We start from the raw sequence: 13,714 nt of genomic DNA on the forward strand, positions 1-13,714 counted from the left end.
TACGCTCAATCTTGCGTGATGTCGGCCACATCGGAACGAGGCCGTCAGGGGCTGGTCGAGCAGTCCCCCTTAGGTTGGTCGAGTAGCCCCGGCGCGCAGCGCCGCGGCGTATCGAGACCGCGCCCACGCTCCCGCCCACACGCCACTCCGCCCCAGCATCTGAGCCATTCCCGTGCCACTCGGGCACGTTTCAAACGTCAAAACAATGACCTGTTGCACTCCCACGAACAGATGGTGACGACCGCCACACTTACCTGAGCAGAACCTGAGCAAGACCGCTATAAGGCCTGTTCACCTGGGAAAACGGGCCGACGTTACACATTCCGACAGACCATCGCATCTGCGGCACAGAACTTCGCATACCTGCATCTGTCACCCGAATGGGTACCACCCGGTAGGGGTCCGACATCCCATTATTTTGGACATGGCACATACAGCACGACTGACCTCCACCGCTCGACGCGCAGCCGTCGTCGCTGCCGCCGGAGCCGCGGCGGTCTCGCTCGCTGCTATCGGCGCAGGCACCGCACACGCTGCGGTCGGCGACAACCTCGACGACAGCTGCCTTGAGTTCTCCAAGAACGGCTCCTCCTGGTCCACCGACGCGGACTCGAACATCAACTGGCTTCCGGGCAACATTCCGTCGCCCGGAAGCGACGTCGAGAACGGCAAGACCAGCGTCCGCAATGTATGCGCGACCCCCGCGAAGTTCCAGGTGTACGCCGGACACTGGTCGATCACAGGCGGCGGCTCCGCCTACCTGCGCGCCGATCTCGGTGGCGCCATCGGCGCGAACCACCCACTTGCTGGAGACCCAGGGCTCCTGATTGCTGAGAAGACGATCGCCAAGGACACCCCGATGACAGTTACCCTCCGGGTCGGCATCCCAACAGGCGAGACCAAGCAGGGCTACACGATTCAGCCGAATTGGAGCTTCGCGCTGGAAGAGGTCGCAGGCGGCGACAACGGCGGCGGCAACAACTCCGGCGGCGGCTCGCTCGACAGCGTCTTCGGCAGCCTCGGCACCGGCAGCCTCGACAGCGCCTCCGCGTCGAAGCTCGTGAAGGTCCACTCCCCGTCGGTCACCGTCCGCTAGGACCGACTCCCAAGACTTCGACCGCACCGCAGGTGATTCCCCGGTCGTAGACGGTCGCGCAAGCGACCGCCCCCGCGCAGGCTCACCGGCGCGGTCTCCCTCCTAAGCACTCCGGGACCCCGGAGTGTCCCCGAAAGTAAGGGCACATACATGAACAAGGTCACCAAGGGTGCACTCGCCGCTGCGGCCGGTGCGGCGATCCTCGCCGGCGGCGCAGGCACGATGGCTGCGTGGAACAGCACCGTGAACGGCACCGGCGGCGGCACCATCTCCGCTGGTTCGCTGAACGTCACTCAGCAAGAAGGCACCGGCGTCTGGAAGTGGGTCGGCGGCAGCAAGAACAACCAGGCAGTCGACTTCGCCAACGACAAGATCGTTCCTGGTGACAAAATTGCCTACACCGCCACATACGATGTACAGCTGGTCGGCACCAACCTGAAAGCGGATCTCGTTCCGACCTTGGCTGGCGTCGGAAGCGGCACACTCGCCGGCCTCCTCCAGGTCGACACCTCCGGGAACGACACCGTGCACGTCACCGCATCCGGCCCGCAGACCGTCAGCACCACGGTGACCTTCAATCCCGATGCGACCACCGGTCAGAGCGCGTCGACCGTGCTCTCCGGCGCATCGGTCACGCTGACTCAGACCACCTCCTAGTTCTTGCATAAGAGGACATCGTGAAGCCCCAAATCAAATGGGCGCTCGCAGCGGCGGCGGTTCTGCTGGTGGGATTCATCTCCCTCCAGCAGACCGGCGCCCTCTGGCGTTCGGAAGCAAGCTCTGACGGCGGCGGCACTCTGACCGCAGGCAAGCTCGACATCTCCGCGGGCCAGGGTGGCGTCAAGTCCTTCACCCTGGACGGGCTGAAGCTGAGTGACGCCGCCCCCGGCGACAGTGTGCAGAAGCCGCTGCCCGTCATCAACTCGGGCAACGTCACCATGCAGTACAAGCTGAACAGCGTCGCGGTGAACGGGACGACTCCGCTCATGCTGCGTGTCGCGAAGGTGGCCGACCAGGCCGCATGCACTCCGACCGGCGATGTCGGCACCGAGCTGTACAACGGTGCACCGAACGGTGCAGCGACCAGTCCGCGCAACGTCGCGGCGGGCAGCACGGAAGTGCTGTGTCTGCGAGTGACCATCGCCACCAACGCCGGTACGTCGCAGAGCTCCAACGCGACGTTCACCTTCGGCGCGAACTCGGTCGCGGGCGCATGACCTCCGGTCGCGGGATCCACCACACCGACGAGACCCAGGTCCTCCCTGGTCCCGGCGAGCCGTCGACGGCAGAAGTCGACACCGACGATGACAAGACTCCACCGATCTGGTGGATCAAGACCATCGCCTCGTGGACGCTTCTGGCGGCGGCGGTCGCACTGCTCGCAGTGCTGGTGGTGATCCCGCGACTGACCGGTTCCACCGCCTACACGGTGCTGACCGGTTCCATGCAGCCCACGTATCCGCCGGGAACGTTGATCGTCGTCAAGCCGACCCCCGGCGACCAGCTGAAGGCCGGCGACGTCATCACGTTCCAGCCCAAGTCGGGCGACCCGTCCGTGACCACCCATCGCATCGTCAGCATCGTCTACGACGCGAAGGGCGAACGGAAGTTCGTCACCAAGGGTGATGCGAACAATGCCCAGGACGAGCCGATCGTCGAAGGCCAGGTCCGAGGCAGACTCCTCTATTCGGTGCCCTACCTCGGTCGGCTCAACTCGCTCCTCTCCGGTTCTTCCCGCAGCATCCTGGTCTTCCTCATCGCCGGCGCGCTCGGTGCGTACGCGCTGTGGATGTGGATCAGCAGCATCCGCGACCGGAAGAAGCCGAAGGACGACGAACCACCCGCCGACGAGCATCCCGTCGACCCGCAGCCGATCCCGGACGCTCCGTTGACCGAGAACTTGGCTCCCGTCGCCTCGATACCCGCGGCCCCGGCCTCACTCCCCTCGATGCTGCCGGCACGACACGCCGCACCCGAAGTCCCGGTGTGTCATGCCTGCGGGGCGCCGCAGCGGGAGGGATCGAGCGGAGGACCGCCGCTGGCGTACTCCGCAGTCACCGATCCGATGGGCCACTCCAGCAGTCCCGCCGCCGGTCTCCCGAGTACCGAGGTCACCCGGCCGATCCCCGTCCAACCACCGACTCCCTCCCACAACTGACAAGGCAGCAATCATGTCTTCACCCAACGAAAACCGCGATCAGGTGCGGTCCGGGTCGCGGCTTCACCGAGTCCTCGGCGACACCGGCTGGACCCGCGCCCGCGCGATCGCCTCTCTCGGCATGGTCTTCGGCCTCGGCGCCGTCGGCACTATGGCCGCATGGTCGGACACTGCGACTGCGAGTACCGGCATGTTCGAGACATCGGCCGTCAACGTGCAGATGAAAGTCAACGACAACCGGCCGGTCTACAACTTCGTCAGCCTGAAGAAGATCAACCTGGCGCGCGGCGCGACAACCGCGGGCATGCTGGCGGTGAAGAACACCGGCTCGGACGCGTTCAACTACGCGACCGGCGTCGACACCGCTGACAACGGCACGGCCACGTACGGCGGAGCCAGCGCATCTGTGTTCGCACAGAATCTCCTTGTCACCGTCCGGAAGGGCGGAACAGTGAGCGGTGACACCTGCACCGGCGGCACCGTGCTCGGCACTGCGGACACGCCGCTTGTCATCGGCTCGAAGGCATTGGTTCCGACCACCGGTCCCCTCGCCGTCAACGCCACCGACGACCTGTGCATCCAGGTGAAGGTCAACCCGAACGCGCCGAAGGAAGCCCGCATGTCTGCGGTCTCGGTCAAGTTCAAGTTCACTGCGACCAAGGCTTGACGTCAGATGAGTCGACCAGAGAAGCCACGATCACGACGAGAACTTCTTCTCAACGTCGGTGCGATTCTCGGCCTGGTCTGCATCGTCGTCGCGATCGCGTCGATGCTGTTCGGGATCACCCCGCTGGTGTTCCGATCCGGGTCCATGTCCCCCGACATCCCGACCGGCTCGCTCGCCGTTGCGCGGTCAGTCGATGCGTCCGACATCCGAGTCGGCGACGTCGTCAGCGTCGACAACGAAGTCGGCACGCGCATCACTCACCGGGTGATCGCTATTGAGCCCGTCGGCGACGGGTCTGTCTCGTTGACTCTGAAAGGCGACGCCAACCGCGTTCCCGATCCCTCACCATATGTCGTGACCACGGCCGACCGGATCATCACCAGTGTTCCCGTCCTCGGCTACGTCGCAGCCTGGCTGTCGAGCAAGACAGCCATCTTCATCGGCGGAATCATCGCCGGCGCCCTCTTGATGCTCGCGTTCGGTCCGATCCGGCGTCCGAGCGACAGCACATTCCCGACCGACGAGCCCGCCGAGGACAGCGAGCCGCAACTCCAGGAGGCAGACCATGCCTGATCTTCTTCAAACCGTTCGACGCAAGCTTCCATCCAAGCGCGCCCTCCTCGTGATCGGCGGCGCCGCCGCCGTCGTCGTGGGCGCAGTCCAGACCACAGACACGCTCGCCGCGACCAATGACGCGGTCAGTGCGAATACGTCGCAGATTGCGAGCGAGAACTTCTTCCCGACACCGCTGCCGAGCTCGATCTCCTGCTCTGAAAGCGGAACTCCAGGCTTTCGCTCGGCGAATGTCAGCTGGCCGAGCGCCGGCCCCGGAATGAAGTACCGGGTCGTCCTGTGGACGAACAACATGGCCGGTGTCGAGCGCGGTGCCGCCTACCAGACCGGCACGTCCTGGACACTGAGTGTGAATTACAACATTGCTTGGGGCAACTACGTACTCACCGTCGAGACCATGAACATCGCTAGCGGTGACACTGACCAGACGCGCCTGTACTCGTCGGGCTACCGTCGCATCACGGTCGGCAGCAATGGTCAGCGCAACGGTACCTGTGAGGGTGGCGCGGGTGTGAAGGCAAATGCGACCTGGGAGGATCAGGCAGCGTGGACGCCAGCGCAGCAGCAGACGTTCGGACGGTCAGTCCTGTCCAAGCAGACCACTCCAACCACGGAGTCAAACGCGACGACCTCCGCATCACCGTCGCCTACCGCTACCGAAACACCGAAGCCGTCGGAATCTGAGACTGAGACTCCGTCGTCGAGTGAGATTCCCACGCCATCCGAGACCGAGACTTCGACTCCGGAATCGTCTGCTGCGACTGAGCCGGTGATCACCGTTGCGGCAGCCGCGGCAGGCGAAGAATCGGGCTTCATCGTCTACCACGACGGCGTCGAGAAGTGCAGCGCGCCGAAGGCCAACGACGATGTCGTCACCGTCGGCAACAACGAGGTCACGCTCACCACCAAGGACGGCGCGGTGAAGACCGTCGACGTCAACACGTGCAAGGTCTCCTGACCTGAGCTGATCCCCACAGACGAAGGCGCGTCCGGCGTACCCCGACCCGGACGCGCCTTCACCCATTTCCGAGCCCCATCCGCGTTGTTCAACGACATCCGCGACGTCCCGGACAACGCGGATGTCGTTGAACTACGCGGATGGGCGACGGTCACCTAAACTAGAACACGTTTCAGTTATCGGAGGGGATGGACATGGAAGTACGGCAGGTCATGCTCGCCACCGTCGAGGGATCGCCTGCGGCCGTGGCGGCGCACGACAAGGAGCAGTGGCTGTCACTGTTCGCCGACGGCGCGGTCGTCAACGACCCCGTCGGATCGAGCCCGCACCGGGGCGACGAGCAGCTCTCACGGTTCTACGACACCTTCATCGCACCCAACACGATCGTCTTCCATCAGGAGCATGACGATGTCGTCTCCGGCAGCACTGTGGTGCGCGATGTGACGCTCGAGATCCGGATGAGCGACGACGTCGTCCTCCACGTGCCGACCCACCTGCGGTACGAGATGACCTCCCCCGACCGGATCGCCGGCCTCTACGCCCACTGGGAACTGCCGACGATGGTCATGCAGCTACTCAAGAAGGGCGTGCACGCACTACCGGTGTCCGCACGGTTGTCGGGCAGCATGGTCCGCAACCAGGGACTCGCCGGAGCGTTCGGGTTCGGTCGTGGATTCCTGCGCGCGGGCGAGAACCAGAAGCGAACGGCGATCGCGTTCCTCGCCGCGCCCACCGCACAGCTACCCGCGAAGGACGGCACCGGCGCCTCCCTGACACCGGCGGACCTCTCCGGCTGGCGTGCCGGAAAATGCTTGGCCGCAGGACGATTCGTCACGGTGAGCTTGCAGCGGGACGACGACCACGGCGTCGCGATGTTCGAGTTCGCCAAGCGTGATCTCGTCGCCGTCACGCTGTACGTGGAGCGGTGACCCCCGCGACGCTCAGCGAATCGGGTTCTTGTACCGATCCAGGTAGGTGATCTCCTCGACGGGCGGACGCTGCGCGGCGCGGAACGAGGTGCCGGTCGTGTAGGCGACAGGCACCAGTCCGGCCTGTGTCATGTGCGGCGGAATACCGAGGACCTCAGCTGCCGCGGCCTCGTCGCCCAAGTGCAGCGTGGTGAAGCAACTGCCGAGACCGCGACTGCGGAGTGCGAGCTGGAAACTCCAGACCGCGGGCAGGATGGAGCCCATGAGCCCGACAGAGATCTCGTTGTTCGGCGTGTCACTCAGCTGGTCCACCCGACCGATGATCATCGGAATCACCAGCACCGGGACCTCGCCGAGGTGCTCGGCGAGATAGTTGGCAGACGTCATGACGCGGGCCGACTGCGAGCCGGCTTCCGTCTTCGCCGCACCGGCCGCCAGGTAGTCACTGCCCGCGCGCCGGTAGATCTCCGCGAGCCTCTCCTTGGTGTCGGCGTCGCGGACGACGAGCCACCGCCAACCCTGATTGTTGGAGCCGGTCGGCGCCTGGACCGCGAGCTGAAGGCACTCGAGGATGACGTCGTCGGGAACGTCACGATGAAGATCCAATCGCTTGCGCACCGCGCGTGTCGTCGAAAGCAGGGCGTCGGTCTGCGCCAGGTCGAAGTCTGCGGAGTCAAAGCTGTCTGCGAAGGTCATGGGGCCGATGGTAACGACCGGCCGGTCGGCCGATCCGCGATTTCCATCGCCCACCGATAGAACGCGACGCCGACGTCGATGTCGGACCGGTGCCATACCGACGACGCACAGACCAGGTCGTAGAGATTCAGATCCGTCCAGTCCCACAGGAACGCGTTGTAGCTCTCCATCATCGCGGAGACGCGACCACGCAGGTCTCCGATCTCGACATCCGTCAGTCCATGGGTTCGGAGAATGCCGTCGACCCGCTCGATCTGATGCGCGGTCACCTCCGTATCGAGGAACGGCTCGAGAACCAGGGACCACAGATCGGGGCGCCGGACCTCGGGAACGCGGTTGCGTGCGGCGAACTCCGCGAGCCCGAACCGCCCCTCACGCGGAACGAACAGCGTCTCCCCCGATGTCGTACGAATCTGAGGCGGAAACTCGGCCGAGTCGACGTCACGGACCTGCGACGAGGCGAGGCGAGGCGACCGGCGGACCGACGCCGCGGGATGCGGATACCTCGAGTAGAGGATCGCATCGTCGCCGAACTCGGCCTCGATCGACCAGTCCGCGTGCCGCCAGATCGTCATCGGATCAGCATGCCCGAGCGAGGTCGAACGGCGGTCGACGGGACCGGAGATCCGGCTCGACGGCCCGGCGAGAGCGAGCCGATGTCGTACCGGCGTGAAAGACTGGGGCGGGCAGCCAGTGCGCGTCTAACACCCCACCTGACCTGCAGAAATATATCTTTCTCGAACTATTGTTCTATGTTCTGGATCACGTTATTGTTGTCCTCAGAACGGACAAACAGGAAGGCCCGACGGGGTCGTTCCACGTTCTTTGAGAACTTCATAGCGCGTCGCGGCACACGCGACACGGGCCGCTTCCGGGGCGTGGGAGCTGGAGGGGCGGCCGGTGGGTGTCCGACGGCAATGGGTGTGACGGTCACCGGCTTCGCCCTCTGACCGGGGGCGAACTACCTGCTCGAGCGTCCGCTGCGAGCTTGTCAGCAGACCGACGACCGTCACATCCACCGGACGACGCGATCGGTGTGTCCCAGACCGAGTTGGCTTCGTGCACTCGGACGACGTATCGCATTCAAGGACTGTGACGGAACCGAACCTCAATGAGGCTGCGTTCACCACGACGTGAGGGGGATGACATGACTACTGCTGACGACATCGCCGCATTCAATGACCGACTGATCGACGACTTGAGTCCGCCCGGAACGGATTCGCCCGGCGGCGAATTCGCTCAACTCGTGGCGGCACCGTCCCGTCTCGGATTCGACGACGGAGCGCTGCTCCAGACGATGGTCGAACTGACACGAACACTGAATCTCGTGTCGATCGCGCTGTCGAAGGTCACGGTCGCAGCGGAGGAGGCAGGCATCCCACGTCGCAAAGGGGTCAAGACGGGATCGGATCTGCTGAAGGAGCTGGGCGTTCCGCCGGCAGTCGCTCATCGGTTCGCAAGGGCTGGGAGAACCGCTCCGCAGCTTCCCGAACTGTCTCGGCTAGCGCGGATCGGCGGAATGCCGATCGAGCACCTCGATGCGGTCGGGCGGGGAATCGCGTTCGTGGAGAAGCGGATTCCGCTCGACACCGAGGCCAAGAGCGATCTCGCCCGAAGGCTCGCGGCACAGGCGAATCCGGCCGACGTCAACCGGCGGGCGCGGGAGCTCGCTATCGAATGGTCGCCGGAGATCGATGCCACCGACCCCGGCTCGTTACCGATCGCGGAGAACCCCGAGCTCAACGAGATGACCGTCGTCACCGGCGACGACGGCCGCACCGCGGTGACGCTCGACATCGACGCGCTGACCGCCGAAGAACTGCAGCAAGTACTCGATCCGCTGTGCAGGCCGGTGCTGCAGCCCGACGGGTCGGCCGACCCGCGACCGGCGGGCCGTAGGCGCTCGGACGCGATCGCACAGGTGCTTCACGAGTACCTGTCGGGCCGAGATCGTCCGACAAGCGCGGGGGGAGTTCTCCCGCATGTGACGCTGATCGTCCCGACCCGGGCGACGACCCCTCCGCGATCGGAAGACACCTGGTGCGAAGAGAGTTCCCCTGTGGCGATGCTGGGATTCACCGGGCCGGTCTCACCGACGACCGCCGGCCTGGTTCTGTGCGAGGCATCGATGCGAAAGGTCGTACTGGATGCGCAGTCTGCGCCGATCGACGTGGGGCGCGAGATGCGGCTGGTCAGTGTCGCCCTCCGGAAGGCACTCGAAGCCCGCGACCGCGGATGCGCGTTTCCGGGCTGCGGGCGGCCGGTCTCCTGGACCGACGCTCACCACTGCGTACCGTGGTCGGACGGCGGCGAGACATCGGTCGACAACTGTGTGCTCCTCTGCCGGATGCACCACAGCAAGGTGCATCTGACAGGCTGGGAGGTGTTCATCGGCCACGACCGCCACCCGTGGTTCCGCGCGCCGGCCGACCCTGATCGACCGCAGCGGCCTCGCGAGGTACTGCGGTCGCATGCGCGGCGCACGATGACGATCGCACCCACCGCCGCGGCTTAGTACGCCGAACGGCCCAGATCATCCTGTACAACGAGTCCGCCCGGCAGTCCACAATGACTGCATGACGAATATCGACTACGAGGTCCGCGATCAGGTCGCGCACGTCCGGCTCAATCGGCCCGAGAAGCACAACGGCCTGACCTTCGACATGATCGACGACCTCGCCAAGGCCGCAGATCGTGCGGGCAAGGACAAGTCGTTGCGCGCGGTGATCCTCAGCGGAGCGGGGCCGTCGTTCTGCTCCGGGCTCGACTTCGCCTCCGCAGGCAAGGAGCGGAATCGGATGATGCGGAACATGATCCCGAAACGCTCGTCGGCGGCCAACAACTTCCAGGCCGCGGGCTGGGCGTGGCGGAGTGTCCCCGTGCCGGTGGTCGCGGTGGTCACGGGCCACTGTTTCGGCGGTGGTCTGCAGATCGCCCTCGGCGCCGACTTCCGCTACTCCACCCCGGACGCGGACTACTCGATCATGGAGGCCAAGTGGGGACTGATTCCCGACATGTCCCTCACGGCGAGCATCTCGCAGCTGACCAGCATCGACGTCGCCAAGCGCCTGACGATGACAGGTGAGAAGTTCACCGCCGCACAGGCCCTCGACTGGGGCCTCGTGAGCGAGGTGCACGACGACCCGTACGCGGCCGCCGAGGAGTTCATCGAGTCGGTGAAGCAGCGGTCGCCCGACGCCGTCGCTTCGGCGAAGACTCTTTTCGAGAACACCTGGTACAACGGCTCGCGGCTGTCGTTCCCGGTGGAACAGGCACTGCAGTTGCGGTTGCTCCGCGGCCGGAACTCCGCGATCGCGAGGAAGGCCGGCATCGCCAAGGAGACTCCTCAGTTCGTCGACCGACAGATCTGATCGGTGAGCCGCCCTCCGCGCACCGCTGCACCGGCGACCGATCCGGCGTCTCTGTGGCGCGGACTCGACGACGACGATCCGGTGGGGCCGATGTGGCGAGCGGCGCAGATCTTCCGGCTCGTCAGCTTCGTCTACGCGCTCGGTTTCGAGGTCGCCGTGAACGGCGACCTCGAGCGGCCCGCACTCACCTGGATCCTGTTCGCCGTACTCAGCGCGGCGAATGTCTGGTGGACCGTCGGCTACCTCATCGGATTCGGCCGCCGATGGTGGTTCGTGCTGATCGAGGTGGTCGTCTCGGCGGCGATGATGCTGTCGACCGAGTTCGTGGCGTCCGCCGACTGGATCGCGGACAACCAGACGTGGCCGACCACGCTGTGGATGACGAATGCGGCACTGTCGGCGGCGCTGCTCGGCGGGGCGCGCTGGGGTTTCGCCGCGGCAGCGGCGATCGGTCTGACGAATTACTACGTCAAGGGCGAGTTCCTGCTCAATTTCGGCCGAAATGCGACCGCCATCCTGCTCGCCGCGGCGTCGATCGCGCTCGGCATGGCCGCGTCCCGGGCACGCCTGGTCCACGCCAGGCTCGCCGCGGCGATCGAGTTGGCCGCCGCCTCCGCCGAGCGGGACCGGCTCGCCCGCGAGGTCCACGACGGCGTACTGCAGGTCCTTGCGCTCATCGCCCGGCGCGGACGCGAGATCGGCGGTCCCACAGAGGAACTCGCGACGCTCGCCGCCGAGCAGGAGCGGGTGCTGCGACAGTTGATCGCGGCCGCGCCACCGCCGATGCCCGATGCGGGGACGCGCATCGACCTCGGTCCAGGCCTCCGCGCGCTGGCCTCCGGCCGAATCAGGGTGAGCGCTCCCGCGGAACCGGTGATGGTCGACGCCGCCGTGGCGGTGGAGATCCTCGCCGCGGTCGGCAACATCCTCGACAACGTCGAGCGACACGCGGGCGCCGGCGCCGAGACGTTCGTCCTTCTCGAGGATCTGGACGGGGAGGTGGTGGTCAGCGTGCGCGACGACGGCGTCGGCATCGAGCCCGGCAGACTGTCGGAAGCCATCGACGAAGGCCGGTTGGGCATCGCGCAGTCGATCATCGGACGCGTCGAGTCGCTCGGCGGTCGCGCGCAACTGGAGTCGGCGCCCGGGGCCGGGACAGAATGGGAACTCACCGTTCCCTCCGCGAAGAGAGAGGCACCGCCCAGATGACCGATGCTCCGCTCCGCGTGATGGTCGTGGACGACCACCCGATGTGGCGCGAAGGCGTCGCCCGCGACCTGACCGAAGAGGGCTTCGACGTCGTCGCCACCGCGGACGGCTGCGTCAGCGCAGCAGCACGCGCCGCCGCCGTCCGACCCGACGTGGTGCTCATGGACATGCAGATGCCCGACGGCTCCGGCGCGGTGGCGACGGCCGCGGTGCTCGACGCTCATCCCTGCGCGCACGTGCTGGTGCTGTCCGCATCGGACGAACGCGACGACGTCCTCGAAGCCATCAAAGCCGGGGCCACCGGTTACCTGGTGAAGAGCGCGCAGCGGTCCGAGCTGGTCGCCGCGGTCCGCGCGACCGGCGACGGTCAAGCCGTGTTCACGCCGGGCCTCGCCGGCCTGGTGCTCGGCGAGTACCGCCGCATCGCCCGGTCGCCCGGGGAGGCGGACGCCGCAGTTCCGACGCTGACTCAGCGCGAGACGGAGGTCCTCCGGCACGTCGCGAAGGGGCTGTCGTCGCGCCAGATCGCCACCCGGCTCGAAATCAGCCCGCGGACGGTCGAGAACCATGTGGGTGCCGCACTCCGCAAGCTGCAGCTGGGTAATCGGGTGGAGCTGACGAGGTATGCGATCGAGCACGGGCTCGACGACGAGTAGCCGCGGCACGACACCGCACGCGCAAGTCCCCAGTCCGTCTGCGTAGTTCTGCGCATGTCCGGTCGCCGCATTCCCGCGAGGCTGGAAGGCATGACGAACAACAACGATCCAGCCCTCGAGGCGACTCGTCTCGGCGACGAGCTGTCCACCATCACGAGCCGGCTGTCAACGGTCTCCGCCGACCTGGCGGCCCTCGCCGGAAATCTGGAGCGCACTGCGACCGTGCCCGCCTCCGCGACGACTCCCGTCGCGGAGGCGCCCGTCGCGACAGTTCCCGTCGCGACAGCTCCGGTCGCGGAGGACCCGGTCATGCCACCACCGGCCTTCTCGAGCCCGCCGCCGCCCCAGCCACCCCAGCCGTTCCCGCCGATCACGCCGTTCCCGCCCTCCGCGCCGTTCGGGCCGCCCCAGCCCCAGCTCCAGTACGTGACGCCCCATCTCGGTGCGGCTCCCTTCGCGGGCCCCCGGCCGGGCCCGTTCCCCGGGCCGACGGTCGTACCCGGATATCCCGCCGCACCGCCGAAACGATCCGTCGCCGAGAGGTTGAGCGACGCCGCCGAGCGCGGGCTCATCGGTCGCGTTCTCGCCGCGGTCGGTGTCGGGATCACGCTGACCGGAATCGTGCTGCTGCTGGTCCTCGCCGCGCAGGCGGGACTGCTTCGGCCTGAGCTCCGGGGGGCGGCGGGGCGGTCCTCGCCGCCGGGCTCGTCGCGATCGGATGGCGGATCGGCCGCCGACCGGAGAAGCGATCGGGCGCGGTCGCACTTGTCGCCACGGGTGTCGCCGCAGCTCTCTTCGACGTCTTGGCGTCCGCGTCGATCTACCACTGGCTGCCGCAGGTCGCGGCGCTGGTGGTGGGCGCAGCGGTCGGCGCGAGCGAGCTGTGGGTCGCGCACCGATGGAACAGTCAGACTCTGGGACTGATGGTGTCGGTGCCGCTGCTCGTCTTCGCGCCGGTGGTGACGGGCGGGGTCAACGAGATGCTCGTCTGCTTCATGCTCGCGTACGCGGCCTCCACCGTGTGGTTGCAGATCGGCCGCGACTGGACCGCACTGTTCGTCGTCAACACCGTCGCCGCGACGGCGCCTCAGCTCGGCCTGCCCTTCACTGCCGATCACTCGCAGGCGTGGTTCGTCGCGGTCGTGGGGCTGGTCGGACTCGCCTTGGCTCTCGTCTCCGCGATCCTGCTGGCGCCGTCGAGCAGTCGCGCCGTGATCGTCGGCCTCATCGCGGTCGTCGCCGCGCTCCCGCTGCCGCTCATCGGCGCGACCGGGATGGCCGAACGGCCGACCGCCGTCGCCGTCGTCGGTCTCGGCGCCGCGATCTTCGCGTTCGCGGCGGTGGGGGTCCGCGGAGTCGCCGCCGTGCCGGTGTCCTGCCGCATCGTCTGGATCGCGGCCG

15 protein-coding genes are annotated in these 13,714 nt (G+C 66.7%); 13 read left to right on the plus strand and 2 right to left on the minus strand.

What is annotated here, in order from left to right:
* Positions 1–424 precede the first annotated feature (424 nt).
* From SCNU_RS10470 to SCNU_RS10505, 8 genes are all read left to right on the plus strand, one after another.
* A complete protein-coding gene (locus tag SCNU_RS10470; protein ID WP_009679341.1) occupies positions 425–1,096 on the plus strand; it encodes a hypothetical protein in 672 nt (223 codons plus the stop codon).
* Positions 1,097–1,246: 150 nt separating this feature from the next.
* Positions 1,247–1,753, plus strand: a complete 507-nt coding sequence (locus SCNU_RS10475; RefSeq protein WP_009679342.1) for an alternate-type signal peptide domain-containing protein — start codon at positions 1,247–1,249, stop codon at positions 1,751–1,753.
* Positions 1,754–1,773: 20 nt separating this feature from the next.
* Positions 1,774–2,313, plus strand: coding sequence for a hypothetical protein (locus SCNU_RS10480; protein ID WP_009679343.1), 540 nt, complete (start codon positions 1,774–1,776; stop codon positions 2,311–2,313).
* Positions 2,310–3,254, plus strand: a complete 945-nt coding sequence (locus SCNU_RS10485) for a signal peptidase I (RefSeq protein ID WP_009679344.1) — start codon at positions 2,310–2,312, stop codon at positions 3,252–3,254. The genes SCNU_RS10480 and SCNU_RS10485 overlap by 4 nt, the downstream gene beginning before the upstream one ends.
* A 13-nt stretch (positions 3,255–3,267) precedes the next feature.
* On the plus strand, positions 3,268–3,921 hold the full coding sequence (locus SCNU_RS10490) for a SipW-dependent-type signal peptide-containing protein (protein WP_040518206.1): 654 nt from the start codon (positions 3,268–3,270) through the stop codon (positions 3,919–3,921).
* A gap of 6 nt (positions 3,922–3,927) precedes the next feature.
* Positions 3,928–4,494, plus strand: coding sequence for a signal peptidase I (locus SCNU_RS10495; protein ID WP_009679346.1), 567 nt, complete (start codon positions 3,928–3,930; stop codon positions 4,492–4,494).
* Positions 4,487–5,452, plus strand: coding sequence for a hypothetical protein (locus SCNU_RS10500; RefSeq protein ID WP_083812590.1), 966 nt, complete (start codon positions 4,487–4,489; stop codon positions 5,450–5,452). Before SCNU_RS10495 ends, SCNU_RS10500 begins: the two co-directional genes overlap by 8 nt.
* A 194-nt stretch (positions 5,453–5,646) precedes the next feature.
* Positions 5,647–6,381 carry a nuclear transport factor 2 family protein gene (locus SCNU_RS10505; protein WP_050792811.1) on the plus strand — a complete coding sequence of 245 codons (735 nt, stop codon included), beginning with the start codon at positions 5,647–5,649 and terminating at the stop codon, positions 6,379–6,381.
* A gap of 12 nt (positions 6,382–6,393) precedes the next feature.
* Here the strand turns inward: SCNU_RS10505 and SCNU_RS10510 are convergent, their stop codons facing one another.
* Both SCNU_RS10510 and SCNU_RS10515 read right to left on the minus strand, forming a co-directional pair.
* A complete protein-coding gene (locus tag SCNU_RS10510; RefSeq protein ID WP_009679349.1) occupies positions 6,394–7,077 on the minus strand; it encodes a nitroreductase family protein in 684 nt (227 codons plus the stop codon).
* Positions 7,074–7,652 (minus strand): hypothetical protein, encoded by a 579-nt coding sequence (locus SCNU_RS10515; RefSeq protein WP_009679350.1) that lies wholly within the window; start codon positions 7,650–7,652, stop codon positions 7,074–7,076. The genes SCNU_RS10510 and SCNU_RS10515 overlap by 4 nt, the downstream gene beginning before the upstream one ends.
* A gap of 572 nt (positions 7,653–8,224) precedes the next feature.
* Here SCNU_RS10515 and SCNU_RS10520 point away from each other — a divergent pair.
* From SCNU_RS10520 to SCNU_RS21125, 5 genes are all read left to right on the plus strand, one after another.
* The gene (locus SCNU_RS10520) at positions 8,225–9,592 is read left to right on the plus strand and encodes an HNH endonuclease signature motif containing protein (protein ID WP_009679351.1); all 1,368 of its coding nucleotides are present in this window, start codon (positions 8,225–8,227) and stop codon (positions 9,590–9,592) included.
* 61 nt (positions 9,593–9,653) lie between these two features.
* A complete protein-coding gene (locus SCNU_RS10525) occupies positions 9,654–10,448 on the plus strand; it encodes a crotonase/enoyl-CoA hydratase family protein (RefSeq protein ID WP_009679352.1) in 795 nt (264 codons plus the stop codon).
* A 3-nt stretch (positions 10,449–10,451) separates the two neighbouring features.
* Positions 10,452–11,657 (plus strand): MacS family sensor histidine kinase, encoded by a 1,206-nt coding sequence (gene macS, locus SCNU_RS10530; protein ID WP_009679353.1) that lies wholly within the window; start codon positions 10,452–10,454, stop codon positions 11,655–11,657.
* Positions 11,654–12,313, plus strand: coding sequence for a response regulator (locus SCNU_RS10535; protein WP_009679354.1), 660 nt, complete (start codon positions 11,654–11,656; stop codon positions 12,311–12,313). Before macS ends, SCNU_RS10535 begins: the two co-directional genes overlap by 4 nt.
* Before the next feature lie 90 nt (positions 12,314–12,403).
* Positions 12,404–13,237, plus strand: a complete 834-nt coding sequence (locus tag SCNU_RS21125) for a hypothetical protein (RefSeq protein ID WP_238526424.1) — start codon at positions 12,404–12,406, stop codon at positions 13,235–13,237.
* The last annotated feature ends 477 nt before the right edge of the window (positions 13,238–13,714 follow it).

Source organism: Gordonia neofelifaecis NRRL B-59395 (genome assembly GCF_000192435.1).
GTDB classification, from domain to species: Bacteria; Actinomycetota; Actinomycetes; order Mycobacteriales; family Mycobacteriaceae; genus Gordonia; species Gordonia neofelifaecis.

Coding starts and splice junctions, on each gene's coding strand:
- SCNU_RS10500 (WP_083812590.1), top strand. CDS start 4,487: ATGCCTGATCTTCTTCAAACCGTTCGACGCAAGCTTCCATCCAAGCGC.
- SCNU_RS10485 (WP_009679344.1), top strand. CDS start 2,310: ATGACCTCCGGTCGCGGGATCCACCACACCGACGAGACCCAGGTCCTC.
- SCNU_RS10490 (WP_040518206.1), top strand. CDS start 3,268: ATGTCTTCACCCAACGAAAACCGCGATCAGGTGCGGTCCGGGTCGCGG.
- SCNU_RS10510 (WP_009679349.1), bottom strand. CDS start 7,077: ATGACCTTCGCAGACAGCTTTGACTCCGCAGACTTCGACCTGGCGCAG.
- SCNU_RS10475 (WP_009679342.1), top strand. CDS start 1,247: ATGAACAAGGTCACCAAGGGTGCACTCGCCGCTGCGGCCGGTGCGGCG.
- SCNU_RS10495 (WP_009679346.1), top strand. CDS start 3,928: ATGAGTCGACCAGAGAAGCCACGATCACGACGAGAACTTCTTCTCAAC.
- SCNU_RS10505 (WP_050792811.1), top strand. CDS start 5,647: ATGGAAGTACGGCAGGTCATGCTCGCCACCGTCGAGGGATCGCCTGCG.
- SCNU_RS21125 (WP_238526424.1), top strand. CDS start 12,404: ATGACGAACAACAACGATCCAGCCCTCGAGGCGACTCGTCTCGGCGAC.
- SCNU_RS10515 (WP_009679350.1), bottom strand. CDS start 7,652: ATGACGATCTGGCGGCACGCGGACTGGTCGATCGAGGCCGAGTTCGGC.
- SCNU_RS10525 (WP_009679352.1), top strand. CDS start 9,654: ATGACGAATATCGACTACGAGGTCCGCGATCAGGTCGCGCACGTCCGG.
- SCNU_RS10520 (WP_009679351.1), top strand. CDS start 8,225: ATGACTACTGCTGACGACATCGCCGCATTCAATGACCGACTGATCGAC.
- SCNU_RS10535 (WP_009679354.1), top strand. CDS start 11,654: ATGACCGATGCTCCGCTCCGCGTGATGGTCGTGGACGACCACCCGATG.
- SCNU_RS10470 (WP_009679341.1), top strand. CDS start 425: ATGGCACATACAGCACGACTGACCTCCACCGCTCGACGCGCAGCCGTC.